Origin of the sequence: Streptomyces sp. NPDC005775, assembly GCF_042871565.1 — a bacterium.
In the GTDB taxonomy this organism is placed as follows: domain Bacteria; phylum Actinomycetota; class Actinomycetes; order Streptomycetales; family Streptomycetaceae; genus Streptomyces.
The window spans coordinates 34,239-58,502 of record NZ_JBIAIU010000013.1 but is presented as its reverse complement, the minus strand read 5'-3'; the positions used below and the strand labels follow the sequence as shown (position 1 = coordinate 58,502).

Here is a 24,264-nt window from a genome sequence, read left to right as displayed (position 1 = left end):
GCACGCAGAAGGTTCCCCCGGTTCTCATGAACTTCCCCATGCCGGGGGCGAGTCGGCTTCGCGCCCCGTGATGTCCGGCGACCGGGCCTATTGCGGCGGTGCGTCGTAGAGGTCGCCGTACGCGAGGTAGGTGGGGCCGCCGGCGCGGCCGTCGACCGCCGTCGCTGCCCGTACCGCCTTCACGATGGCCCGCGCCACGGCCTCCGCACCCGCCGCCAGCAGGTCGTTGATCGCGAGCGGGTCCGCCGGATCCACGGCCCGCGCACCGGTGGCCAGGGCGAAAACGGTGTCCCCGTCACTCATCAGATGGACGGGCCGGATGGCGCGCGCCAGCCCGTCGTGCGCCGTCCCCGCGAGCTTCTGCGCCTGCGCGCGGCCGAGTCCGGCGTCCGTGGCGACGACGGCGAGCGTGGTGTTGAGCGGGGGGCGCGCGTTCGCGTCGTGCGCCTGTGCCAGGCGCCGTTGCGCCGCCCGGTGGACGTCCGATGCGGGTGCGACGGCCGGTTCGGCGCCCCCGTACTCCCCGTACAGCACCCCGGTACGGGGGTCGAGCACGGAGCCCGCCGCGTTCACCACAGCCAGCGCCGCCACCGTGATCCCGGACGGCAGCAGGACGCTCGCCGTGCCCACCCCGCCCTTCAACTGCCCGGCGACCGCGCCCGTGCCCGCCCCGACGCAGCCCTCGGGGACCGCGGCGCCCGGTTCCGTGCGCGCCGCGGCCTCCACCGCCGCCCTGCCGGTCGAGGCGTCCGGCCGGGCCCGCCAGTCGCCACCTCGCCCGAGGTCGAAGACGCAGGCGGCGGGAACGACCGGCACCACCTGCGACGGATCGGCCCCGACCCGCACGCCGCGCCCCTGCTCCTCCAGCCATGCCATCACCCCGGACGCCGCGTCCAGGCCGAACGCGCTGCCGCCGGTGAGCACCACGGCGTCGATGCGCTGCACCAGGTTGCGCGGATCCAGCGCGTCCGTCTCACGGGTGCCCGGCCCGCCGCCGCGTACGTCGACGGCCGCGACCGCACCGCCCTCGGGCGCGAGGATCACGGTGGTGCCGCTGAGCGCGCCCTCGCCCTCGACCCGCGCATGCCCGACGCGCAATCCGGCGACGTCGGTCAGCGCGTCCCGCCGGCGGGGCGACGGGGGCGGGGGCGGCGGGGTGTCCTGGCCTGTCATCCGGTGCTCCTCGAGGTGCGGGTGGCTGACTGCTGGGCCGTTCACGGTGAACGTACCCGGGGGTGGGCAGGGGCCCACTCGGGACTTCGCCCACCGCCTCGCCGGTCTCGGTAAGCAGACGCACGTCCGCTGTGAGCCATCCGTCCGACGCGTCGCGCGGAAACCGGCGGGCCGCGACGCGCTCACTCCGTAAGGCCGTAAAACAGGACTAATACCCCCATACGAACCTACGCTGACGGGGTGACCGAGCCACCAGAAGCCTCTGCCGCGGCAGCGCAACCCGGACCCGGTGCCAGCACCGATGCCGCCGGCGCGGCCATCGTCCCGCCGCCGGACGGCGAGCCCGCCCGCGCCACCGTCCCCCGGTCCGTCAACGCGCGCGCGACGGCGGCCGGTGTGATCGTCTCCCTGGTGCTGATCGTGGCCATCGTGCTCGGCAGCAGATTCCTGGAGAACTTCGACTCCGCGCTCCTGCCGTACGCCGTCGCCACGGTCTTCCTCGCCTTCGGTGTCGCCTACCGTTACACGGTCTGGGTCTCCGCACCGGGAGCCAGGCGGTTGTTCAAGAAGGGCTGGGGGAGTCTGTTCTCGGCCGAGAACTTCCGCCAGGCGCCCACCGCCCTGCCGAAGATGATCGCCACCTACCTCGGCTTCCAGAAGTTCCTGGGTGCCCGCTCCCACGCCCGCTGGGCCGCCCACCAGCTGATCTTCTGGGGCTGCATCCTCGCTTCCCTGATCACCTTCCCGCTGACCTGGGGCTGGTTCACCTTCACCTCCGGCAGCGGTTCCGGACCCGGCTACGAGATGCGTATCTGGGGCTTCAAGATCATCGGATTCGATTCCCTGGACGTCCTCGGCTGGCTGATGTTCCACGGCCTGGACATCGCCGCGGTCCTCGTCATCCCCGGCGCCTCCTACTTCCTCTGGCGCCGGATGAAGGACCGCGGCGCCATCACCGGCCAGCGGTTCGGCTACGACCTGGTGCCGCTGATCGCGCTGATCGTCATCTCCGTGACGGGTCTGCTCCTCACCTTCTCGTCGATCTTCCTGCACGGCGGCGGATACGAGTTCCTGGCGATCCTGCACATGGTGTCGGTGGTCTTCACCCTCATCTACATCCCGTTCGGGAAGTTCTTCCACATCGTCCAGCGCCCCGCCGCCGTCGGCATGCAGCTGTTCAAGTACACCGGCCGACAGGACCAGGAGGTCTTCAGCTGCCGGCGCTGCGAGGAACCCATCGACACCGCTCCGTACGTCGAGAACCTCCGCGGCACCATGCGCGACCTCAGGCTCGATTTCGACGAGTGGGCCGAATACTGCCCGCGCTGCAAGCGGGTACTGCGCGGCAACGCCTATCTCTCCCAGGTCAAGAAAGGCTTCAAGTGACCGCGGACCCGCGAGCAGCCGACACCCGTGCGGTCGTTCCCCTCGACCCCTCCCTCGCCCCGCCCGGTACCCGCGCCTTCCGCGACGCCGGCGGCATCCCGGCCGACAAGTGGCACGCCGACCAGAACGGCGAGACGCTCGTCCCCACCCACTGCTGCTTCTGCGGGGTGCAGTGCGGGATGTATCTGCGCGTCGACCGCGGCGGCAAGGTCTTCGGCGTCGAACCCCGCAACCACGACATCAACCGGATGCGCCTGTGCCCCAAGGGCATCAACGCCTACCAGCAGGTCAACCACCCCGACCGGCTCACCGCCCCGCTGATGCGCCGCTCCCGGGACGAGGAGTTCCGTGAGGTCTCCTGGGACGAGGCGCTCGACTTCACCGTCGCCGAGATCAAGCGCATCCAGCAGACCTACGGGAACGACGCCTTCGGGCTGCTCGGCGGGGCGAGCCTCTTCTCCGAGAAGACCTATCTGGTCGGCAAGTTCGCCCGGGTCGCCCTCAAGACCCGGCACGTCGACTACAACGGCCGGCTCTGCATGGTCAGTGCGGCGGGCGCCAACAAGCTCGCCTTCGGCATCGACCGGGCCGGCAACCCCTTCTCCGACATCCTGCTCACCGACTGCCTGCTCATCGCGGGCTCCAACGTCGGCGAGTGCTTCCCCGTGATGACCCAGTACGTGTGGGGTGCCCGGGACCGCGGCGCCAGCCTGATCGTCATCGACCCGCGCGAGACGGCCATCGCGCGGACCGCCGACATCCATGTCGCCCTCAAGCCCGGGACCGACGCGGCGTTCTTCAACTCCGTGCTTCACGTGATCATCGAGGAGGGCCTCACCGACGAGGCGTACCTCGCCGACCACGCCACCGGCTGGGAGGAGGTGAAGGCCAAGGTCGCGGAGTACCCGCCGTCCCGGGCCGCCGAGATCTGCGGAATCCCCGCCGAACAGGTCGTGCAGGTCGCCCGCACCTTCGCCCGCGCGCCCAAGGCCATGGCCTGGCACGCCCGCGGCATCGAGCACCACTCGCAGGGCGTCGAGAACTGCCTCACCGTGATCAACCTCTGCACCGCCACCGGACACATCGGCAAACCCGGTGCCGGCTACGGCACCATCACCGGCCAGGGCAACGGGCAGGGCGGCCGCGAGCACGGCCAGAAGTCCGATCTCCTGCCCGGCGGCCGCTCGATCATGAACGAGGAGCACCGCCGTCAGATCTGCGAGATCTGGGGCATCGAGGAGTCCGAACTCCCGCCCGCCGGGACCTCGATGATGGAAATGGTCTGGCAGATGCAGCGCCGCGAGATCCGCGGACTGATCGGCATCTGCAACAACCCCTTCGTCTCCCTGCCGAACTACAAGGTGGTCAAGGAGGGGTACGACGCCGCTGAGTTCCACGCGCAATTCGACTTCTTCCTCTCCGAGACCGCGGCCAACGCGCATGTGGTCTTCCCTGTCACCACCTGGGCCGAGGACGACGGTGTGATGGCCAACGCCGAAGCCCGGGTGGTCAAGCACAACAAGGCCCAGGACCCGCCCCCCGGCGTACGGACCGACACCTGGGTGATGTGCGAACTCGCCCGACGCCTCGGCGCGGGCGACAAGTTCGCCTTCGCCGATTCCCGCGAGGTCTTCGACGAACTCCGGATCGCCTCCGCCGGAACCGTCAACGACTACTACGGCATCACCTACGAACGACTGGAGGAGACCGGCGGCATCGCCTGGCCCTGCCCCTCCACCGATCACCCCGGCACCCCCCGGCTCTTCGAGGACGGCCGGACCTACCACCCGGACGGCAAGATCCATATGCAGGTCGTCGAATGGCACCTGCCGATGGACCCGTACGACGACGACCACCCCATGTCCCTCACCACCGGCCGCACCGTCGCGCACTTCCTCTCCGGCAACCAGACCCGCCGCCTGGGCGCCCTCGTCGAACAGACCCCGCGCCCCTGGGCCGAGGTCCACCCCTCCCACGGCTTCCGCAACGGCGAACCGGTCCGCGTCGTCACCCGGCGCGGCAGCGAGGTCTTCCCCGCCCTGGTCACCGAGGCGATCCGCCCCGACACCGTCTTCATCCCGTACCACTGGCCGGTCCCCACCGCGGCCAACGCGCTGACCATCGACGCCCTGGACCCCCGCTCCAAGATCCCGGAGTACAAGGTGTGCGCCTGCCGCATCGAGCACGCCGAGAAGATCGACGAGGTGCCCGCGCCTCCGGTCCCACCGGGCCATGTCGCCTACCCGGAGACCCAGGTCTCCCGCACCGACCCGCTGCCGCCCACCGCCCCGCAGGGCCGCGGCACCTCGGAAAGGAGCTGATGGCCCCATGATGGGCAGAACGATCTTCATCGACCCGGGGCGGTGCATCGGCTGCCAGGCCTGCGTCTCCGCCTGCCGGGAATGCGATTCGCACCGCGGCAAGTCGATGATCCACCTCGACTACACCGACGAGGGCCAGTCCGTCGCCTCCCTTCCCACGGTCTGCATGCACTGCGAGGACCCCGTCGCCCCCTGTGCCGAGGTCTGCCCCGCCGACGCGATCCTGGTGACCGCCGACGGTGTGGTGCAGCAGGCCGACACCACCCGCTGCATCGGCTGCGCCAACTGCGTCAACGCCTGCCCCTTCGGCGTACCGAAGATCGACCTCCAGGCGAAGCTGCAGCTGAAGTGCAACCTCTGCTACGACCGCACCGCCTACGGTCTCGCCCCCATGTGCGCCACCGTCTGCCCGACCGGGGCGCTCTTCTACGGAACGGTCGAGGAACTCCAGGCCGAACGGCCCGGCGTCCAGGTCGCCGACACCTTCGTCTTCGGTGAGACCGAGGTCCGCACCGGCGTCGCCATGGTCGTCCCCGCCGACCGGGTCCAGTGGCCCGTGCCCGGCGGTCTGCCCGTCGTGGAGATCAACGGGAAGGACGTCCGCCGATGACCGTCACCGAACAGCCGTCCCCCGGCGACCCGCGACAGCCGTCCTCAGGGGATCCGCGCGAGGCCCTGCACGACCGGATCGCCGCGGACTCCCTCACCACCCGCCGCGACTACCTCCGCATCGTCGCCACCGTCTCCGGCGGGCTCGCGATCGGCGGGCTCGGCGTCGCGGGCGGCATGCTGCCGCGCCACGGCGACCCCGAGGACGACAAGGCGCCCGCGCCCAGGAGGATCGTCTCGCAGCTGCTGCCCGGCGAGTCCCTCGCCTTCAGTTACCCGGACGAGGAGGACAAGGCGGTCGCCGTCCGGCTGGACGACGGCACCCTCGTCGGATACTCGGCGATCTGCACCCACCTCGCCTGCGCCGTCCTGTGGCGGAAGGACCGGGGCTCCGAGGGCGAGCTGTACTGCCCGTGCCACGAGGGTGTCTTCGACGCCCGCACCGGTGAGGTCACCGCGGGACCCCCGCCGCGCGGGCTGCCGAAGGTGATCCTCACCGAGCAGACGGACGGCAGCATCTGGGCCGTCGGCACGACCCGCTCCGGCGAGAGCATCGAGCAGGGGCTCTGCCGCCAGCTCGGCGACGACCGCCCGGACCTCGCCTCCCGGATCGGCTGCCCCGGTGTCCGCAGGGGCGCCGAAGCCCCCCAGGCCGCCGGCGACTCCCGTCCCGGGACCGCTGCCCCCGAGCCTTCCGGCGTCGCCCGCACCAGGGCCACTGCCCCCGAGACCCCCGGCAGGCGGACATGAGCGACGCCCAGCAGCCTCCCGGCCCGCACTACCCGGAGTACCACCCGGGCAGCGCACGGCCCGAACTCAACCGGCCCGTCCACGAGCGCTACCCGCAGATCCGGCCCACCAGCGGTTACGGCGACCCCCGCGTCCGCCACACCGGGCCGGGGCCGGGAGCGGGCACCGACCAGGAACCGGAGCGGTCCTCGAAACTGACGGCACGGCTGACCCTGGCCATGAGCGTCGTCATCGGGCAGCTCTGGGGGCTCACGGTCATCATCGACGAGTACATGGAGGGCAACACCGGCACCGCCTGGTGGGGAGCCGGATTCCTCTGCCTGTCGTTCCTCGTCGTCCTCGGCCTCTGGTGGCTCGACCCCAAGGACCGCTGACCTGCGCGGGGGCCGCCCTGCCCCGACGACGGGCGCAGGGCGCCGCCGGCCCCGCGGCGCAGCCGTACCCTGGGAGGTATGAGTACCGCCCCCGCCCCCGGACCGCGCGACGCGAAGCCGAGCCCGCCGGACCGGCCGAAGCCGAAGCCGGCACTGATCTTCGACGATCCGCTGGACCAGCAGTCCGCGGACGACACGGACCGGGGGTGGGGTGAGCGGGCCCCCTCCGGCGGCAGCGCCGCCGACCTGGCCCGTTTCCTCGACGAGAAGCCGCCCCACCACGTCTGAGCCGGTCGCCCTACGGTTGGCCGCCCCGCTCGGGGCCCTCGCCCCGGTTCCCCTCCGCCGGGGCGGAGCGCTGCGCGACCAGAGCGTCGCGGATCTCCTTCAGGACCTCCAGCTCGCTCACCTCCATCGTCTCCTGCACGCCTTCCTTCGCCGCCTGCATGGCGGCCCGCCTGGCGAGGTACTTCGCCATCGGGAGCACCAGCAGGAAGTAGACGACGGCAGCGGTGATCAGGAAGCTGAGGGCGGCGCTGAGCACCGAACCCCACAGGATCCGGATGCCCTCGATCGCCTCGCCGGTCTTCGGGTCCGTCACACACGGGCCCTTGAGGCAGGAGCTGTAGTTCTCCAGGTCCTTGGTGCCGAACGCACCGACGAGCGGATTGATGACGCCTTTGACGAACGCGTTCACGATGTTCGTGAACGCGGCGCCGATGACGACGGCGACCGCGAGGTCCACCACGTTGCCGCGCGTCAGGAAGGCCTTGAAGCCGTCCAGCAGACTGACCTTCTTCTTCTCGCTCACGCGTGAGCCGTCCTTCGTCAGTGCCGTAAGGGGAGCGAACCGTTCCGCAACTTACGGCAGCACAAGGGAAACCGGCCCTGTCCGCGGCTGATGCCGGGTGACGTGATAGCTCCTCAGTACGAATCAGCACAGGATCACCGCGAAACCGGCCGAGATCCCCGCGCCCGCGAGCGTCGCAGCCGTGGCCCGCGGCACGGACAGCACGATCAGCGCTCCGTTCTCCGTCGGACCCTCGGCCGACGGCGGAGGCACCTGGGTCACCCGCGCGCCTTTCGCCAGCACCCGGGAACCGGCTCCGGCGCCCTCGGACCCGATCACGTCGACCCGGTCCCCAGGCCGCAGCAGCCGGACCGTCGCCGCATCCGCGATCCGAACGGGCGCGGACACCAGACGGACGGGCGGTGACACCCGCCGCGCCGCGGTCCCGGCCGCATCGGCCTTCCCGGCCCCGGGCCCTCCTCCGCTCCCGGCCCCGCTGCCACCGAGCCCCGAAGCGGCCAGCGCGGCGGCCGTCAGCGCCAGCCCCGCGGCCATCGCCCGCCGCTGCCGCCACACCGCCCGCCGCAGCCGGTGCGCACTGCCCCCACGCACGCGCAGCGGGGGAAACGGCGGCACCCCGCAGGGCGGCGGTGCGGGGGTGGGCAGAGGCGGAGACGTAAAGGGGGAGGGAGAGGGAGACGAAGGGCCGTACGGGGACATGGCAAACACCGCCTGCGGTGAGGGAGTTCAGAGGGCAGAGGAACCGGACCGAGTGGTCCGGGTGAGCAGAGAACCGGACCGAGTGGTCCGGGTGAGCGGAGGAACCGGATCGAGTGGCCCGACCGAAGAGGACCGGCCGGACCACACCCACGATTCACCACTCACGAGATTCCCGCTGAGCCCTGTGGACGGCCCACACGATGTGGATAACTCCCTCACTCGCCTGAGGACTCCGGCGAGCCGGCCGAGCCCCCTACGGCAGCACGATCCCCGTATCGATCCCGTCCAGCGCATGCGCACACAGGCAGTCCCGGTCCGCCTCCGCCGGCAGTGCGGCCACCGCGTCGAACAGGACCGTCCGCAGCCGGTCGACATTGGCGGCGAAGACCTTGAGCACTTCGCCGTGCGAGACGGCCTCGCCGGCCTCCGCGCCCGCGTCCAGGTCCGTCACCAGCGTCATCGTCGTGTAGCAGAGGCCCAGCTCACGGGCGAGCACGGCCTCCGGGTGCCCGGTCATCCCGACCACCGACCAGCCCATCGCCGCATGCCAGCGCGACTCGGCCCGGGTCGAGAAGCGCGGCCCCTCGACGACCACGAGCGTCCCGCCGTCCACCGCGTCCCAGTCCCGTCCGCGAGCCGCCGCGAGGGCGACCTTGCGCCCCTCGGGGCAGTACGGGTCCGCGAAGCCCAGGTGCACCACATTCGGGGCCACGCCGTCCGCCCGGGTCTCTCCGTCGTAGAACGTCTGGACACGGGTCTTCGTACGGTCGACCAACTGGTCAGGCACGAGCAGCGTCCCTGGCCCGTACTCGGGGCGCAGCCCGCCCACCGCGCACGGGCCGAGTACCTGACGCACGCCGACCGAGCGCAGCGCCCACAGGTTGGCGCGGTAGTTGATGCGGTGCGGCGGCACGTGGTGGCCGCGCCCGTGACGGGGGAGGAAGGCGACCCGGCGGCCGCCGATCTCGCCGAGGAAGACGGAGTCGCTCGGCGCTCCGTATGGGGTCTCCACGCGTACCTCGGTGACATCCTCCAGGAAGGAGTACAGCCCCGAACCGCCGATCACACCGATCTCTGCGTTCACCATGCGGTCACAGTAGGCGCTCGCCGGCCGGTCGACGCGGGCGGGAGGACAACGCCGAGAACCCCGCCGAATGAATCGGCGGGGTTCTCGGTGAAGTCAGGCAGAACGTTCGGCAGTCAGGCAAAACGTCGACAGCCGGGCGAAACGCTCGGAAGTCAGGTGAGCCGACCGCCCGTCAGGTGAGACGGGCTGACAGTCGCACTCAGGCGGCCGACGAACCGCTCGACGAGGACGACGAAGAAGAAGAGGACGACGAAGACGCCGTGGACGAGCTGGAGGCACCGGCGGAGGACGTCGACTTCGCGTCCGATCCCGTGGAGGACGACGATCCGGAACCCGAGGCCTTCGCAGCGGCCGGGGCCGGCGTGCTGCTCGACGAGGACCCGCGACTGTCGTTCCGGTAGAAACCGGAACCCTTGAACACGATGCCGACCGCCGAGAACACCTTCTTCAGGCGTCCGTCGCAGCTCGGGCACACCGTGAGGGCGTCATCGGTGAACTTCTGCACCGCTTCGAGGCCCTCGCCACACTCGGTGCACTGGTACTGATAGGTCGGCACTTGTTCCTCCTGGCACTCTGACTCGATGAGTGCTAACGACGCTCCATACTGACGTATTCCGCGGCATCAGTCCACCGTGACCGGCCCGCGGTGACCGATCCCACGTGCCACGGTCCGCCCCGGAACCTTCGGGAGCAGTCGTGAACGCAGCGCCACCAACGTCACCAGCGCCAGCACCGTGCCCACCAGCGGCACCAGGAATCCGGTGCTCGCGCCATGGGCGTCCGCGAGCTGCCCGGCCACTGTCACCGCGGCCGCCTGGCCCAGTGCGACGGCACCCGTCAGCCAGGTGAACGCCTCGGTCCGCGCGGAGCCCGGCACCAGCGCCTCGACCAGGGTGTAGCCGCTGATCAGGGCGGGTGCGATGGAGAGGCCGACCAGGAGCCCCAGCCCGGCCAGCAGCGGCACCGAGTGCACCGCCCACAGGCCCGACGCGGTGAGGGTCAGAGCCGCGTATCCGGCGATCAGCCGACGCCGAGGACCGGTCTTCCAGACGATGGCGCCGCAGACGATGCCGGCCAGCATGTTGCCGGCCGCGAAGATCCCGTACAGCAGACCGTTCGCACCGGGGTTGCCGATCTCCTCGGCGAAGGCGGTCAGCGAGACCTGCATCCCGCCGAAGACGGCGCCGATCCCGAGGAAGGCCACCGCGAGCACGCGCACGCCGGGGATGGAGAGCGCGGAGGCGTGCCGCTGCGATCCGGCGGCCCCGGCACCCCGCACCGAGGGCTGGGTGGCGCGTTGCGCGGCGAACAGCAGCCCGCCGAACAGGGTCAGGGCGGCTTCGGCGAGCAGTCCCGCCGCCGGGTGCACCCCGGTGCACAGCGCGGTGGCGAGCACCGGACCGATGACGAAGGTGAACTCGTCCGTCACCGATTCGAAGGCCGCCGCCGTCGACATGAGCGGCGAGGCCTCCCGGCCGGGCGCCGCTCCGAGCACGGCCGCCCAGCGGGCCCGCACCATCGGGCCGACCTGCGGCACCGAGGCGCCCGCCGGAACGGCCGCGACGAACAGCGCCCACATCGGGGCGTCCGCCAGCGCGAGCGCGGTCAGGCCCGAGACGGACGCGGTGTGCACGAGGACACCCGGCAGCAGCACGGCGCGCTGACCGAAGCGGTCGGCGAGCTTGCCGGTCTGCGGGGCGAACAGGGCCATGGAGACCCCGGTCACCGCGGCTACGGCGCCGGCGCTGCCGTACGAGCCGGTGGTGTGCTGGACGAGCAGCACGATGCCGATGGTCAGCATCGCGAAGGGCTGCCGTGCGGCGAAGCCCGGCAGGAGGAAGGTCCACGCACCAGGGGTGCGCAGCAACTGCCCGTATCCGGGGCGGTCGGAGACCGTGGACGCCACGGTCCATGCCTTTCTGCCGCCTGGTGGCCGTGCTCCTGCGGGACGGGCCGGCACGTGGGTGCGGACCCGGTCAGGAGCTGCCGAGAGCTGTCCTCTTCGCGCGGAACTGCGGTAGATGCCGGGCGCTCGCAGCAGAGGCGGAGGACGCCACGACCGCCATACGGTCGCGCCAGCTCTGCGTCAGGCAGAGTTGGTGGATCAAAATGTTGATCAAAAGGTCGATCATACGCCGACCTGAGTTTCCTTCATGCTACAGGCACGGACGCCGTAGCACCTGCGATTGTGTCCGACACGACCCCTGCCGCCTGTGAACGCAGGGTGCACGCCCGCGATCCTCAGTGGTGCGCGTTGGCGTCCCGGGCGGCCCGGTCCTCATGCCTGCGGTCCTCGTGCTTGCGGTCCTCGTGTTTGCGGACGTCGTCCGTCCTGCCCAGCTTCTTCACTGCCTTGAGGGCGTTGGCCACGTTCGGCCCGGCGAGGGCCTCATCGGTGGCCTTCGCGCCCGTCCCCAGCCAGCCGGCCAGCTTGCCGCCCTCGCCGATCGCACGCAGCCGCGCCTCGGTCGCGTCGCGTTCGGGGTCGGTCGTCACGACCAGCAGTTCGTCGCCGCGACGCAGCACGGTCGAGGGCGCGGGCACGAAGCTCTTGCCGTCCCGGACGACCAGCGTCACCGCGGCTCCCGCGGGCAGGCGCAGTTCGCCGACCTCGACGCCGTGCATCTTCGACTTCGCGGGGATGGCGACCGAGAGCAGATGTCCGCGCAGCCGCTCCAGTGGTGCCGACTCGATGCCCAGGTCGGCCGTCTCGGACGGATCTTCGGCGATCTTGAGGGCCTTCGCGAGCCAGGGCAGGGTCGGTCCCTGGATGAGGGTGTAGACGACGACGAGCACGAAGACGATGTTGAAGACGCGGGTGGAGCCCTCGATCCCGGACACCATGGGGATGGTCGCCAGGATGATGGGCACCGCGCCGCGCAGCCCGGCCCAGGACATGAGGGCCTTCTCCTGCCAGGGCAGCCGGAAGGGCGCGAGGGAGATGAAGACCTCCAGCGGCCGGGCCACCACGGTCAGCACGAGTCCCACGATGATGGCGGGCCAGAAGTCGTCGAGCAGGTCGTGCGGGGTGACCAGCAGTCCGAGCAGGACGAACATGCCGATCTGCGCCAGCCAGCCGAGTCCGTCGGCGAAGCCGCGGGTGGCGGGCCAGTGCGGCAGTTTGGCGTTGCCGAGGATCATCGCGGCGAGGTAGACGGCGAGGAAGCCGCTTCCGTGCAGCATCGCGCCGGCCGCGTACGCGGAGACCGCGATGGCCATCACCGCGATCGGGTAGAGGCCCGAGGCGGGCAGGGCCACATGCCTCAGTCCGTACGAGCCGAGCCAGCCGACGGCGATGCCGAGCGCGGCCCCGATCACGAGCTCCAGGGCTATCTCGCCGACCAGTACGTACCAGTGGTCGACCGGCCCCACGGTCGAGAAGGCCACCACGAGGATCACCACGGGGGCGTCGTTGAAACCCGACTCGGCCTCCAGGACGCCGGTGATCCGGGCGGGCAGCGGCACCTTGCGCAGTACGGAGAAGACCGCGGCGGCGTCCGTGGAGGAGACGACCGCGCCGATGATCAACGCCTGGCGCCATTCCAGACCGACCAGGTAGTGCGCTCCGGCCGCGGTCACGCCCACGCTCACACCGACGCCGACGAGTGAGAGGACGACGGCCGCGGGCAGCGCGGGCTTGATCTCTTTCCACTTCGTGCCGAGGCCGCCCTCGGCCAGGATCACGACCAGGGCCGCGTAGCCGATCACCTGCGTCAGCTCGGCGTTGTCGAACTTGACGTCGAAGAACCCGTCCTGCCCCATGGCGATCCCGATGCCGAGATACAGGAGCAGGCTGGGGAGCCCGCTGCGCGACGAGATGCGTACCGCCGCCACCGCGACGAGCAGGACGAGCGAGCAGACGAGCAGGAGTTCGTTGAGCGCGTGGACAGTCAGTGGCCGACCCTTCCCTGCGTACGCCTGCCGGATCGGCTTCCGGCGGCTGGGTACTTCGTTACCTTACCTAATCTTTAACGTTTTCTTGATGCGTTCGAGTATTCGTACGATCGCTACGCAATTCGAACCATCCCGATACCGCGTCCGACCGGCCTCGACGCTGCGCCTATGGTTGCTCCTGCACTCCCAGGACCACCCTGCCCCTCGAAGGACAGCGATGCCCGCCAACACAACCGCCTCTTCCGGCTCCACCGGTACCGCCGGCGGCGGGCCGCGCAAGAAGAAGGGGCGACGCGCCCGCCTGATCGTGATCGTCCTGGTGCTGGCGCTCGTCGCGGGTATCGGTTACGGAACGTACTGGTCCGTATCCACCGTGCGCGCTTCGTACCCCCAGACCAGCGGGACGATCCAGCTCACCGGACTCGACAGCAACGTCGAGGTCAAGCGTGACAGCTACGGGATCCCGCAGATCTACGCGGACTCCGACGCCGACCTGTTCCGCGCCCAGGGCTTCGTCCAGGCGCAGGACCGCTTCTGGGAGATGGACGTCCGCCGTCACATGACGGCCGGCCGGCTCTCCGAGATGTTCGGCTCCGGCCAGGTCGAGACGGACTCCTTCCTGCGGACGCTGGGCTGGCGCAAGGTCGCGCAGGAGGAGTACGACACCGTCCTGTCCGACGAGACCAAGAAGAACCTCCAGGCGTACGCGGACGGGGTGAACGCCTACCTCAAGGACCGTGACGGCAAGGACATCTCCGTCGAGTACGCGGCCCTCGGCTTCACCAACGACTACAAGCCGGCCGAGTGGACGCCGGTCGACTCGGTCGCCTGGCTGAAGGCCATGGCCTGGGACCTGCGCGGCAACATGCAGGACGAGATCGACCGTTCGCTGATGACCAGTCGGCTGGGCGCGAAGCAGATCGAGGACCTGTACCCGCCCTACCCGTACGAGAAGCACAAGCCGATCGTCAGCGAGGGCGGCATCTCCCCGGCCACGGGCGAGTTCGACCCGAAGGCGACACCGTCCGACGGCATAGGTTCGTCGACCGCCCAGGGAGCCACCGACGGGCTCACCTCCCAGCTCGGCGCGCTCTCCGACACCCTCGACGAGATCCCCGCGCTGCTCGGCCCCAACGGCACCGGTATCGGGTCGAACTCCTGGGTCGTCGCGGGGAAGTACACGACCACCGGCAAGCCGCTGCTGGCCAACGACCCGCACCTCGCGCCGCAGCTTCCCTCGCTCTGGTACCAGATGGGGCTGCACTGCCGCTCCCTCTCGGCGACCTGCAAGTACGACACCGCCGGTTACACCTTCTCCGGCATGCCCGGTGTGATCATCGGCCACAACCAGGACATCGCCTGGGGCTTCACCAACCTCGGCGCCGACGTCACCGACCTCTTCCTGGAGAAGGTCTCGGGCGACGGCTACCTCTACGACGGCAAGGTGAAGCCCTTCACCGTCCGCGAGGAGACCATCAAGGTCGCGGGCGGCAGCAGCCGGCACATCACCGTCCGCGAGACGAACAACGGCCCGCTGGTCTCCGACCGCAGCGGCGAACTGGAGAAGGTCGGCCAGAAGGCCCCCGTCAGCAACGCGGCCCCCGACCGGGCGGACGGCTACGGGGTGGCGCTGAAGTGGACCGCGCTGGAGCCCGGCCACTCCATGGACGCCGTCTTCGAGCTGAACCGGGCCAAGGACTTCTCCACCTTCCGCGCCGCGGCCGAGCACTTCGAGGTTCCCTCGCAGAACCTGATCTACGCCGACACCAAGGGCCACATCGGCTACCAGGCGCCGGGGAAGATCCCGGTCCGCAAGTCCGGTGACGGCACGCTGCCCAGCCCCGGCTGGTCCTCGTCGTACGGCTGGAAGAAGGACCCGATCCCGTTCGACGAGCTGCCCTACGAGTACGACCCGGAGCGCGGCTACGTCGTCACCGCCAACCAGGCCGTGATCGACGAGGACGCGTACCCGAACATGCTCACCAAGGACTGGGGCTACGGCAGCCGCAGTCAGCGGATCAACGACCTCATCGAGTCGAAGATCAAGGGCGGCGGGAAGATCTCGACCGAAGACATGCAGAAGATGCAGATGGACAACACCAGCGAGATCGCCGCGCTGCTGGTGCCCGAGCTGATGAAGATCAACATCTCGGACAAGGACATCCGCGAGGCGCAGAAGCTGCTGGAGGGCTGGGACTACACCCAGGAGGCCGACTCGGCGGCAGCCGCGTACTTCAACGCGGTCTGGCGCAACATCCTCAAGCTGGCGTTCGGTGACAAGCTGCCCAAGGAGATGCGCGTCGAGGGCGAGTGCCTGAACGTGCCCCCGGCCAAGAGCTCGGGCCCGCTCGACGAGCAGGACCGGCTGGTACGCGAATGCGGCCAGCGCGACCCCGACTCGGCGCAGCCGGACGGCGGTGACCGCTGGTACCAGGTGGTCGCCAACCTCATGGACAAGCCGGACAGCGCCTGGTGGAAGGCGCCGGCCAACCGCAAGGACAGGGCGACCGACAACCGCGAGGAGCTCTTCGCCCGCGCCATGAAGGACGCCCGCTGGGAGCTGACGGCCAAGCTCGGCAAGGACATCACCACGTGGAGCTGGGGCCGGCTGCACCAGCTGACCCTGAAGAACCAGACCCTCGGTACAGAAGGGCCCGGTCTGCTCCAGCGGGTCCTCAACCGGGGCCCCTGGAACCTCGGCGGCGGCGAGGCCGCGGTGAACGCCACCGGCTGGAACGCGGCCGGCGGCTACGAGGTGGTGTGGGTTCCGTCGATGAGGATGGTCGTCAACGTGGGGGACTGGGACAAGTCCCGCTGGATCAACCTCACGGGCGCCTCCGGGCACGCGTTCAGCGCGCACTACACCGACCAGACCGACAAGTGGGTCAACGGCGAACTGCTCGACTGGTCCTTCGGGACGAACGCGGTGGCCGGAGCGACGAAGGACACGCTGACGCTGAAGCCGTAGGGGCGGGCCCGAGGACCTTCAGCCGTCGCCGAAGCGCCGCGGGCCGGCCGGTGTCACCACGGCATCCACGGGGTGGTCGTGCGGTTCCTCCGGGACTCGCGCGGCCACCTCGTCGTCGTACAGCAGGACGATCAGCGCGGGATGGGCCCCGGCCGCCGCGAGGCGTGCCAGCACCCGGTCGTAGCTGCCGCCGCCGCGGCCGAGCCGCATCCCGCGCCCGTCCACGGCGAGGCCGGGCAGCAGCACCACGTCCGCGTCCAGGACGGCGTCGGGGCCCAGGCGCGTCCCGGCGGGCTCCAGCAGCCCGCGACCGGCCTTCCTGAGGCCGTCCGCACCCTCGTACGCCGCCCAGTCCAGGTCGTTGTCCGCGAGGAGGACCGGCAGCAGGACGCGTACGCCTCGCGCGCGCAGCACGTCCAGGAGGGCTCGGGTCCCCGGTTCGCTCCCGACGGAGACGTACGCGGCGACGGTGCGGGCCCCGGCGACCTCCGGCAGTTCGAGTGCGCGACTCGCCAGAAGCGTGGCGGCCCGCTCGACGTCCTCGGCGGTCAGGAGGCGTCGCGCGGCGAGCAGTCCACGCCGCAGGAGTGCCTTTGCGGACATGTCGGTGTTCAACGGGGCACCTACGGCTCTCCTGTATGGGCATATTTAAGTACAAAGTTAACCGGAGGCTCATCTTCCGCCCATGCGCGCCGGTTAGGGTTCCGCACATGACTCAGTCGAACCCCAGGCTCAGCAAGGCTGTCATCCCGGCGGCGGGCCTCGGCACCCGCTTCCTGCCGGCCACCAAAGCCACTCCCAAGGAGATGCTGCCTGTCGTCGACAAGCCTGCCATCCAGTACGTCGTCGAGGAGGCGGTCGCCGCCGGACTCTCCGACGTCCTGATGATCACCGGTCGCAACAAGCGTCCCCTGGAGGACCACTTCGACCGCAATTACGAACTGGAGTCGGCGCTGACCCGCAAGGGCGACGCCGAACGGCTGCGCAAGGTCCAGGAGTCGAGCGACCTCGCCACCATGCACTACGTCCGCCAGGGCGACCCGAGGGGCCTCGGTCACGCGGTGCTGTGCGCGGAGCCGCACGTCGGCGACGAGCCGTTCGCCGTCCTGCTCGGCGACGACCTGATCGACCCGCGCGACCCGCTGCTGGCACGCATGGTGGAGGTCCGGGAGCGCGAGGGCGGCAGCGTCATCGCCCTCATGGAGGTCCCGCCCGAACTGATCCACCAGTACGGCTGCGCGGCCGTCGAACCGACCGCCGAGGGCGACGTGGTGCGGATCACCGGCCTGGTCGAGAAGCCCGAACCGGCCGACGCGCCCAGCAATCTCGCCATCATCGGCCGCTATGTCCTGGACCCCGCGGTCTTCGGCATACTGCGCAGGACCGAGCCCGGCCGGGGTGACGAGATCCAGCTGACGGACGCCCTCCAGCTCCTGGCCGAGGACGAGAAGGCCGGTGGCCCGGTGCACGGCGTCGTCTTCAAGGGCCGCCGCTATGACACCGGTGACCGGAGCGACTACCTCCGTGCCATTGTCAGACTCGCGTGCGAACGTGAAGACCTGGGCCCGGAGTTCCGGACCTGGCTCCGCAGTTACGTCACCGAGGAGATGTAGGACCTTGAGCAGCACGATCTGGTCGGTGGACGAGCACCTGGAAGACATCCTCGCCGCGGTGAGGCCGCTCGAACCCATCGAGTTGCAACTGCCCGACGCCCAGGGCTGCGTCCTGGTCGAGGACGTCGTGGTGGAGATCGCCCTGCCGCCCTTCGACAACAGCTCGATGGACGGTTACGCGGTCCGTGTTGCCGATGTGGAGGGCGCCACCGAGGAGTACCCCGCCGTCCTCACCGTCATCGGGGACGTCGCGGCGGGCGACGCCGGTCTCCTCGGCGACCAGCGCGTGGGCCCGGGCGAGGCCGCCCGCGTCATGACGGGCGCCCCGCTCCCGGCCGGCGCCGAGGCCGTGGTCCCGGTCGAGTGGACCGACGGTGGTTCGGGCGGCGGCCCCGCCGACGCGATGCGCGCCCACAGCGACGCGCCGGAGGGCGCGCGCGGAGAGGTCCGCGTCCACCGACCGGCCGAGGCCCGCGCCCACGTCAGGGACCGCGGCAGCGACGTGCGGCCGGGCGACCTGGCACTGCGCGCCGGTTCGGTGGTGGGGCCGCCCCAGATCGGCCTGCTGGCCGCCATCGGGCGCTCGACGGTGAAGGTGCGGCCCCGGCCGCGTGTCGTCGTCATCTCCACCGGAAGCGAACTGGTCCAGCCCGGCGAGGAACTGACCGGCGGCCAGATCTACGACTCGAACAGCTTCGCGCTGACCGCCGCCGCGCGCGACGCCGGAGCGATCGCCTACCGGGTCGGCGCCGTCTCCGACGACGCGGAGACCCTCCGGGCCACGATCGAGGACCAGCTGATCCGGGCCGACATCGTCGTCACCACCGGGGGCGTCAGCGTGGGCGCGTACGACGTGGTGAAGGAGGCCCTCTCCTCCGTCGGCGACGAGGACGAGCCGGGCGGCGGCGTCGACTTCCGCAAGCTCGCCATGCAGCCCGGCAAGCCGCAGGGCTTCGGCTCGATCGGCCCGGACCACACCCCGCTGCTGGCGCTGCCGGGCAACCCGGTCTCGTCGTACGTCTCCTTCGAACTGTTCGTACGGCCCGCGATCCGCACCCTGATGGGCCTGCCCGACGTGAACCGCCCGACGGCCAGTGCCTCGCTCGTCACCGACAAGGCCCTGTCCTCGCCCGCCGGCAAGCGGCAGTTCCTGCGCGGGACGTACGACGCCGAGGCAGGCACCGTGACCCCCGTCGGCGGTTCCGGATCGCATCTGATCGCCGCTCTCGCCCAGGCGGACGCGCTGATCGTGCTGCCCGAGGACGTCACCTCGGCGGAGCCCGGCGCGGACATCGAGGTGATCCTGCTCCGCTGACCGGCGCCCGGTGGCGGTACGGTGTCTGCCGCTGTGCCTTCCGGGGGACACCCCCCGGACCCCGGACCTGCACCCCGGTGCAGCACCGGGGCAACCGGCGCCCTACCGCTAGGCGGAGTTAGTTGAGTACGCAGAACAGGCTGACGCACATCGACGAGGCGGGTGCCGCCCGCATGGTCGACGTCTCCGCGAAGGACGTCACCGCGCGCGTCGCCCGCGCCGGCGGCCGGGTCCTCGTCTCGCCGCGTGTCATCGAGCTGCTCCGGGGCGAGGGGGTCCCCAAGGGTGACGCGCTCGCCACCGCGCGCATCGCCGGGATCATGGGCGCCAAGCGCACCCCGGATCTGATCCCCCTCTGCCACCCCCTCGCCGTCTCCGGCGTCACGGTCGACCTCGCCGTGGCCGACGACGCGGTGGAGATCACGGCCACCGTGAAGACGACGGACCGCACCGGCGTGGAGATGGAGGCGCTGACCGCGGTGACGGTCGCCGCGCTCACCGTCATCGACATGATCAAGGCCGTCGACAAGTCCGCGGTCATCACTGACGTGCGGGTCGAGGCGAAGTCGGGCGGCAAGTCCGGCGACTACCGGCGCACCGCGACGCCGGACGGGGCGGCGGACGCATGAGCGCCCAGGAGAGAGCTTCCGCCGAATACCGCGCCCTGGTGGTGACCGCGTCCAACCGGGCCGCCGCCGGGGTGTACGAGGACAAGGGCGGACCAATGATCGCGGAGGCCCTGGCCGGGCTCGGCTTCACCGTCGACGGGCCGCGGGTCGTCCCCGACGGCGACCCGGTCGAGCAAGCGCTGTGGGACGGGGTGGCCGCCGCGTACGACGTCATCGTGACCACCGGCGGTACGGGCATCTCGCCCACCGACGGCACCCCCGAGGCCACCCTCAACGTCCTGGACCACGAGGTCCCCGGCATCCCCGAGGCGATCCGCGCCGAAGGCCGGGACAAGGTCCCCACCGCCGCGCTCTCGCGCGGTGTGGCCGGTGTGGCCGGCCACACGCTCATCGTCAATCTGCCTGGTTCCACCGGCGGGGTGCGCGACGGGCTCGCGGTGCTCAACCGACTCCTGGTGCACGCAGTCGACCAGCTCCGCGGCGGCGATCACCCCCGACCGGGGAGCCCGAGCTGAACGTCCCGACCTGGCCGGTGATCCTGGTGGACGGTGATGTCACCCTCCGGCCGATAAAGGTGCGCGACCAGCGCGTGTGGCGCGAGGTCAACCGGCGCAACCGGGACTGGCTGCGCCCCTGGGAGGCGACGGTGCCGCCGCCCGCTCCCGGGGGGCCGGTGGCCCAGCGCCCCACGTACCGTCAGATGGTCCGCCATCTGCGCGCCGAGGCCAACGCCGGCCGGATGCTGCCGTTCGCGATCGAGTGCGAGGGCCGGCTGGTCGGCCAGTTGACCGTGGCCGGGATCACCTGGGGCTCGATGTGCTCGGGCCATGTCGGCTACTGGGTGGACCAGGAGGTGGCGGGCCGCGGGGTGATGCCCACCGCGGTCGCCCTCGCCGTCGACCATTGTTTCCGCGTGGTCGGACTCCACCGCATCGAGGTGTGCATTCGCCCCGAGAACGGGCCGAGCCGGCGGGTCGTGGAGAAACTCGGATTCCGCGAGGAGGGGCTGCGGCCCCGGTATCTCCACATCGACGGTGCCTGGCGGGATCATCTGATCTACGCGCTGACCGCGGAGGAGGTGCCGGACGGCCTGCTACGGAGGTGGCACCGGGCTCGTGCGCAGCGCGCGTCCGGATCGTCCTGAGCGGCCCGGGAGCCTGGGTGACCCGGAGCCCTGCGGACCACTCGAAATGAAATGTATGTTCGAAATTGATCGGGCGATGACCGCTAAGGAACGCGCAAACACCGACTGTTGATCCGAACAATCACAAAAAAAGTCCGTGATATCAGCCGGATCGTGCGACACACCGGGCCAATTGGCGGATGCCTCCACGCAAACCCCTCTACGGTGTGAGATGTGAGCAGCAGCGGCCTCATCTACGCAGTCATTGTCGGGGCCTGGGCCGCCTACTTGGTACCGATGTGGCTCCGCAGGCAGGACGAGCTCAACGAAGCCCGTCCGACGGAACGCTTCAGCACCGCCATCCGGCTGCTGTCCGGACGGGCGGCGATGGAGCGCCGGTACGCCAGGGAACTGCGGGAACGCACCGACGAGGAGGCGGCGCCCGACGCCGACCCGGACGCAGTCACGGACCGAATGGATTCCGTCGACGTCCGGGCCTTTTCCGCGCCCCCGGCGCACACCGAGGCCCGGGTCCACGACCCGGCTCGTGTGCCGGAGCAGCCCGCCCAGGAGCGCGCGGCGCGAAAGCGCCCGGCGCGCGAACGGCCCGAACCCCCCTCCGATACCTCCGCATCCGCCCGGCGCCCGCGCCCCGGCGGAATCGACGCGGAGCGCGCCCGGCGCGCGCAGCGCCTGCAGGTCCTCGCGCGCCGTCGGCGGACCACCGTCGTCCTCTTCCTCGGCTTCACGCTCGGTGCGGTGGTCGCGGCGGTCGGCGGCCTCCGCCTCCTCTGGGCCCCGGCGGTTCCCGCCGTGCTGCTGAGCACGTACATCGTGCATCTGCGTGCCCAGGAACGGCGCAGGTTCGCCTTCACCATGGACCGGCGCCGGGCCGAGGTCGCGGCGCAGCGGCTCCGTGAGAGCCGGCCCCGCCGCCACCAGCCGGCCGCGACGGCCCCCGCCGAGTCCGACGAGGACCCCGAAGCCCGCCACCCCGCACCCGAGCCCACCCCCACGGTCTCCCCGCAGGAGGCCGGCCGCCGCGCCCTGGTCGAGCAGACGGACCACGCGGAATGGGTCGACCAGCAGCGCGAGCGCGGCCGGGTCCAGGGCGACAGCTGGGAGCCGGTCCCCGTCCCGCTGCCGACGTACGTCACCGCCCCGGTCGCCCCGCGCGCCACGGGCGGCATCGAGGTCGGCAACCCGGAGACCTGGAGCGCGGCCCGCTCCTCCACGGCCGAACCCACCCAGCCGTCCACCGCGCAGCCCGCGACGGCCCCGGTCGACCCGGCACCGCGCCAGCGCTCGGCCCAGTCCCGCCGCGCCCGCGACCGGGGCCGCACCCCGCTCTTCGACCAGTACGACGAGGACGACCGCCCCCGCGCGGCCAACGAGTGAGACACCCGCCCCGCCCGCTGCGACAGCGACTCGGCTGACCAGCACGGAACGGATTACCGAGCACCCCGATCGGGGTGCTAAAGTTTCACTCGTTGCAAGGGCCTGTGGCGCAGTCTGGTAGCGCACCTCGTTCGCATCGAGGGGGTCTGGGGTTCGAATCCCCACAGGTCCACCGCAGGGCCGTTCACGGGTTCATCCCGGAATGGTTCACGAGATCCCGGTCAGACGGTCACCGTCTGACCGGGATCTCGTCGTTTGAGCTCCTGCTTGTGTGAAAGTCAGCCTGCCGGGCCGCCGGGAAGCGCGGCGGCCCGCGTCGGAACGGACCGGGGGTCGGGATGCGGACATGCCGCGGGGACCGCAGGCGTGGAGGCAGACTCCTGCGGTCTCGCGACGTGTCGATCTTCAATTACCCGGAACGTGCCCGCTCAAGGGCTACGGCTCAGCGCCTGGGAGCGGGGCGGGACCGTCAAGCTGATCGTCGGGTAGGGGAGAAGGACGTCGTTCGGCTCGAGATCGAGGCCTGTGATCGCGCTCTGTTTGCTCGCGGCCAGGTACTGCTCGAGTTCCTTGATGTTGTGGACCATGACGGTGATGGCGGACAGGAGGGTCTGGGCGACGCGGCCACGGGGCTGACGCCTCTCGCGGGCGTGCAGGGCGGAGTCGACGGACTTCAGTCGCCCGTTGCCACCTTCGATGTGGGCCCGCAGCGTCTGGTAGGCCAGGGCCCAGGAGGGCGTCTGCCAAGGCAGCTCCTGGCGCGTGCGGGGCATGACGTGCGCCTGCACGGTGACGGAGGACTGGCGGCAACATTTGGGGCGTTCGGCGAGCGGCAGGGTTGGGGGCTCTACGGTGGGCCGGCTGGCGGGGTGCGCGGTGCGCTCCCTGTGGGCATCGAGGTTGATGACGACCGGTACGGGCTCCCTCTTCGGTGGTGCGCCGCGACCCTCGCGCTCCTGTGCCCACGGGCAGTTGAGCTTGGTGATGGGGCAGGCGAACCGCTCGGTTCCGCGATCGTCGAGTGTGTCCTTACGGGTGAGTGCGTAGGCCTCGATCTCCTGCAGCCGCTCTCGAAGCGGGATGCGTTCACGCTCGTTCTTGGCGCTGCGGATCTGCGAGTACAGGTCGAGCAAGCGGCGTGGCGTGAGGGGGCAGAAGAGCCGGCCGACTTTCGTGATCGCGCCCTGGTGATGGCCTTCCGCCCTGGCGGAGGTGACCTGGGGCCCAGTGAAGTCGAGCACGGGCATGTAGCCAAGGGCGCGCATCGGCCGGTGGAAGTTCTCGGGGAGGAGCTTGGTGTAGGCGCGGTCGGCCGCCGTGAAGCCACGGAGCTCGGTGATCTGCGCCAGCACAGCGCTGACGTAGTGGGCGTGGCGGCCCATGTCCTTCTCCGGTGTGTGCAGCACCATGCCGAGGATCAGCTGTGGGTAACGACCGGCTCGGTCCGGGTCGGCGTGGGCCGCGATGGCGAGCGTGGCGCTGTAGCCGAACTCCCGGTCGCCGCCCCCCTTGTAATGCCAGTTCGCGCTCGCCTCCAGAGCGGAGCGCTTGCGTGTGTGGGGACGGGCCCAAGTTGGCACGCAGGTGGTGTCGATCGCGGTGTCGCCGCGCCAGTGACGCATCAGACCTTTCACGAAGGCGATGCGGGCCGGAGCGGTGACCAGCCGGTTGGCGAGTTCTTCCAGGTGACGGAGAGCGGGCTGCCCGTGTTCACCGTTCCACTGAGCGGCCACTTTGAGTCCCGCCGCCCTGGGAAGCCGACTGCGGCGCTGGTGCGGCGCAGCGTCCAGCAGCCGGTTCATGCGGGTCCAGGCGCGGTGGAAGCGGTTGTAGAGCGCGTTGACCGCGTCCTGGTCCTCGATGTCGCAGGTCGGAATGGCGAGGTGCGCGCGCAGCCGTTCGCTGGTGCCGAACGTCATGATCTCGAAGGCGTCGTCGAGGTTGCCACTGGTCCTCTCGTAGCTCGCGCAGACCAGACCGAGCAGAACCAGACGGACGGGGTATCCGGGCGGGCCCGGAAGCCCTGCGAACTGGGCCTCGATCATCTCAACAACGCCGCTCTGATGGAGCGTGCGCCGAAGCTTCATGATCTTGCTGTCAGCCATCTCGGACGG

22 protein-coding genes and 1 tRNA gene are annotated in these 24,264 nt (G+C 70.7%); 14 read left to right on the top strand and 9 right to left on the bottom strand.

The window, feature by feature from the left end:
• Positions 1 to 87: 87 nt before the first annotated feature.
• The gene (locus ACFYPA_RS27355) at positions 88 to 1,173 is read right to left on the bottom strand and encodes a P1 family peptidase (RefSeq protein ID WP_389134734.1); all 1,086 of its coding nucleotides are present in this window, start codon (positions 1,171 to 1,173) and stop codon (positions 88 to 90) included.
• Positions 1,174 to 1,413: 240 nt separating this feature from the next.
• On the opposite strand from ACFYPA_RS27355, the gene ACFYPA_RS27350 reads away from it, so the two are divergent.
• The 6 genes from ACFYPA_RS27350 (at position 1,414) to ACFYPA_RS27325 (ending at position 6,901) form a co-directional block, all read left to right on the top strand.
• Positions 1,414 to 2,559 carry an MFS transporter gene (locus ACFYPA_RS27350; RefSeq protein WP_389134731.1) on the top strand — a complete coding sequence of 382 codons (1,146 nt, stop codon included), beginning with the start codon at positions 1,414 to 1,416 and terminating at the stop codon, positions 2,557 to 2,559.
• Positions 2,556 to 4,880 (top strand): molybdopterin oxidoreductase family protein, encoded by a 2,325-nt coding sequence (locus ACFYPA_RS27345; RefSeq protein ID WP_359086449.1) that lies wholly within the window; start codon positions 2,556 to 2,558, stop codon positions 4,878 to 4,880. The genes ACFYPA_RS27350 and ACFYPA_RS27345 overlap by 4 nt, the downstream gene beginning before the upstream one ends.
• A 7-nt stretch (positions 4,881 to 4,887) precedes the next feature.
• Positions 4,888 to 5,490 (top strand): 4Fe-4S dicluster domain-containing protein, encoded by a 603-nt coding sequence (locus ACFYPA_RS27340; protein WP_359086450.1) that lies wholly within the window; start codon positions 4,888 to 4,890, stop codon positions 5,488 to 5,490.
• Positions 5,487 to 6,239 (top strand): Rieske (2Fe-2S) protein, encoded by a 753-nt coding sequence (locus ACFYPA_RS27335; protein ID WP_359086452.1) that lies wholly within the window; start codon positions 5,487 to 5,489, stop codon positions 6,237 to 6,239. The genes ACFYPA_RS27340 and ACFYPA_RS27335 overlap by 4 nt, the downstream gene beginning before the upstream one ends.
• Positions 6,236 to 6,613 (top strand): hypothetical protein, encoded by a 378-nt coding sequence (locus tag ACFYPA_RS27330; RefSeq protein ID WP_359086453.1) that lies wholly within the window; start codon positions 6,236 to 6,238, stop codon positions 6,611 to 6,613. Before ACFYPA_RS27335 ends, ACFYPA_RS27330 begins: the two co-directional genes overlap by 4 nt.
• Positions 6,614 to 6,691: 78 nt before the next feature.
• On the top strand, positions 6,692 to 6,901 hold the full coding sequence (locus ACFYPA_RS27325) for a hypothetical protein (protein WP_359086454.1): 210 nt from the start codon (positions 6,692 to 6,694) through the stop codon (positions 6,899 to 6,901).
• 10 nt (positions 6,902 to 6,911) lie between these two features.
• Here ACFYPA_RS27325 and ACFYPA_RS27320 read toward each other — a convergent pair whose 3' ends face one another.
• The 6 genes from ACFYPA_RS27320 to ACFYPA_RS27295 form a co-directional block, all read right to left on the bottom strand.
• A complete protein-coding gene (locus tag ACFYPA_RS27320) occupies positions 6,912 to 7,424 on the bottom strand; it encodes an MscL family protein (protein WP_359086456.1) in 513 nt (170 codons plus the stop codon).
• Positions 7,425 to 7,547: 123 nt separating this feature from the next.
• Positions 7,548 to 8,015, bottom strand: a complete 468-nt coding sequence (locus ACFYPA_RS27315) for a hypothetical protein (protein ID WP_359086458.1) — start codon at positions 8,013 to 8,015, stop codon at positions 7,548 to 7,550.
• Between the two features lie 361 nt (positions 8,016 to 8,376).
• The gene (locus ACFYPA_RS27310; protein ID WP_359086460.1) at positions 8,377 to 9,210 is read right to left on the bottom strand and encodes an S-methyl-5'-thioadenosine phosphorylase; all 834 of its coding nucleotides are present in this window, start codon (positions 9,208 to 9,210) and stop codon (positions 8,377 to 8,379) included.
• Positions 9,211 to 9,409: 199 nt separating this feature from the next.
• A complete protein-coding gene (locus tag ACFYPA_RS27305; protein ID WP_359086462.1) occupies positions 9,410 to 9,766 on the bottom strand; it encodes an FmdB family zinc ribbon protein in 357 nt (118 codons plus the stop codon).
• A gap of 66 nt (positions 9,767 to 9,832) precedes the next feature.
• Positions 9,833 to 11,116 (bottom strand): MFS transporter, encoded by a 1,284-nt coding sequence (locus tag ACFYPA_RS27300; RefSeq protein WP_389134725.1) that lies wholly within the window; start codon positions 11,114 to 11,116, stop codon positions 9,833 to 9,835.
• A 335-nt stretch (positions 11,117 to 11,451) separates the two neighbouring features.
• Complete coding sequence (locus tag ACFYPA_RS27295; protein ID WP_389134723.1) at positions 11,452 to 13,044, bottom strand: potassium/proton antiporter; 1,593 nt, start codon at positions 13,042 to 13,044, stop codon at positions 11,452 to 11,454.
• Between the two features lie 277 nt (positions 13,045 to 13,321).
• Between ACFYPA_RS27295 and ACFYPA_RS27290 the strand changes: the two genes are divergently transcribed.
• Positions 13,322 to 16,072, top strand: a complete 2,751-nt coding sequence (locus ACFYPA_RS27290; RefSeq protein WP_389134720.1) for a penicillin acylase family protein — start codon at positions 13,322 to 13,324, stop codon at positions 16,070 to 16,072.
• A gap of 18 nt (positions 16,073 to 16,090) precedes the next feature.
• Here ACFYPA_RS27290 and ACFYPA_RS27285 read toward each other — a convergent pair whose 3' ends face one another.
• Positions 16,091 to 16,675 carry a 5-formyltetrahydrofolate cyclo-ligase gene (locus ACFYPA_RS27285; RefSeq protein WP_359355366.1) on the bottom strand — a complete coding sequence of 195 codons (585 nt, stop codon included), beginning with the start codon at positions 16,673 to 16,675 and terminating at the stop codon, positions 16,091 to 16,093.
• Between the two features lie 107 nt (positions 16,676 to 16,782).
• Between ACFYPA_RS27285 and galU the strand changes: the two genes are divergently transcribed.
• The 7 genes from galU to ACFYPA_RS27250 all read left to right on the top strand — a co-directional run bounded on the left by galU (position 16,783) and on the right by ACFYPA_RS27250 (position 22,322).
• The gene (gene galU / locus ACFYPA_RS27280) at positions 16,783 to 17,685 is read left to right on the top strand and encodes a UTP--glucose-1-phosphate uridylyltransferase GalU (protein WP_359315241.1); all 903 of its coding nucleotides are present in this window, start codon (positions 16,783 to 16,785) and stop codon (positions 17,683 to 17,685) included.
• A 4-nt stretch (positions 17,686 to 17,689) separates the two neighbouring features.
• Positions 17,690 to 19,000: a gephyrin-like molybdotransferase Glp gene (gene glp / locus ACFYPA_RS27275; protein WP_359086472.1), complete on the top strand. Its 1,311-nt coding sequence runs from the start codon at positions 17,690 to 17,692 to the stop codon at positions 18,998 to 19,000.
• A gap of 122 nt (positions 19,001 to 19,122) precedes the next feature.
• The gene (moaC, locus tag ACFYPA_RS27270) at positions 19,123 to 19,629 is read left to right on the top strand and encodes a cyclic pyranopterin monophosphate synthase MoaC (RefSeq protein ID WP_359086474.1); all 507 of its coding nucleotides are present in this window, start codon (positions 19,123 to 19,125) and stop codon (positions 19,627 to 19,629) included.
• The gene (locus ACFYPA_RS27265; protein ID WP_389134715.1) at positions 19,626 to 20,144 is read left to right on the top strand and encodes a molybdenum cofactor biosynthesis protein B; all 519 of its coding nucleotides are present in this window, start codon (positions 19,626 to 19,628) and stop codon (positions 20,142 to 20,144) included. The genes moaC and ACFYPA_RS27265 overlap by 4 nt, the downstream gene beginning before the upstream one ends.
• A gap of 17 nt (positions 20,145 to 20,161) precedes the next feature.
• Positions 20,162 to 20,773 (top strand): GNAT family protein, encoded by a 612-nt coding sequence (locus tag ACFYPA_RS27260; protein WP_359315234.1) that lies wholly within the window; start codon positions 20,162 to 20,164, stop codon positions 20,771 to 20,773.
• A gap of 213 nt (positions 20,774 to 20,986) precedes the next feature.
• Complete coding sequence (gene glpR, locus ACFYPA_RS27255) at positions 20,987 to 22,150, top strand: gephyrin-like molybdotransferase receptor GlpR (protein WP_359086479.1); 1,164 nt, start codon at positions 20,987 to 20,989, stop codon at positions 22,148 to 22,150.
• Positions 22,151 to 22,248: 98 nt separating this feature from the next.
• Positions 22,249 to 22,322 (top strand) — tRNA-Ala (locus ACFYPA_RS27250).
• 256 nt (positions 22,323 to 22,578) lie between these two features.
• Here ACFYPA_RS27250 and ACFYPA_RS27245 read toward each other — a convergent pair.
• Positions 22,579 to 24,255 (bottom strand): hypothetical protein, encoded by a 1,677-nt coding sequence (locus ACFYPA_RS27245; RefSeq protein ID WP_389134711.1) that lies wholly within the window; start codon positions 24,253 to 24,255, stop codon positions 22,579 to 22,581.
• Positions 24,256 to 24,264: the final 9 nt, after the last annotated feature.

Excerpts from the sequence above, each read along its gene's own strand:
- ACFYPA_RS27285 (WP_359355366.1), bottom strand. The coding sequence starts at position 16,675 with ATGTCCGCAAAGGCACTCCTGCGGCGTGGACTGCTCGCCGCGCGACGC.
- ACFYPA_RS27340 (WP_359086450.1), top strand. The coding sequence starts at position 4,888 with ATGATGGGCAGAACGATCTTCATCGACCCGGGGCGGTGCATCGGCTGC.
- ACFYPA_RS27335 (WP_359086452.1), top strand. The coding sequence starts at position 5,487 with ATGACCGTCACCGAACAGCCGTCCCCCGGCGACCCGCGACAGCCGTCC.
- ACFYPA_RS27330 (WP_359086453.1), top strand. The coding sequence starts at position 6,236 with ATGAGCGACGCCCAGCAGCCTCCCGGCCCGCACTACCCGGAGTACCAC.
- ACFYPA_RS27290 (WP_389134720.1), top strand. The coding sequence starts at position 13,322 with ATGCCCGCCAACACAACCGCCTCTTCCGGCTCCACCGGTACCGCCGGC.
- ACFYPA_RS27355 (WP_389134734.1), bottom strand. The coding sequence starts at position 1,173 with ATGACAGGCCAGGACACCCCGCCGCCCCCGCCCCCGTCGCCCCGCCGG.
- galU (WP_359315241.1), top strand. The coding sequence starts at position 16,783 with ATGACTCAGTCGAACCCCAGGCTCAGCAAGGCTGTCATCCCGGCGGCG.
- ACFYPA_RS27325 (WP_359086454.1), top strand. The coding sequence starts at position 6,692 with ATGAGTACCGCCCCCGCCCCCGGACCGCGCGACGCGAAGCCGAGCCCG.
- ACFYPA_RS27265 (WP_389134715.1), top strand. The coding sequence starts at position 19,626 with ATGAGCGCCCAGGAGAGAGCTTCCGCCGAATACCGCGCCCTGGTGGTG.
- ACFYPA_RS27310 (WP_359086460.1), bottom strand. The coding sequence starts at position 9,210 with ATGGTGAACGCAGAGATCGGTGTGATCGGCGGTTCGGGGCTGTACTCC.
- ACFYPA_RS27245 (WP_389134711.1), bottom strand. The coding sequence starts at position 24,255 with ATGGCTGACAGCAAGATCATGAAGCTTCGGCGCACGCTCCATCAGAGC.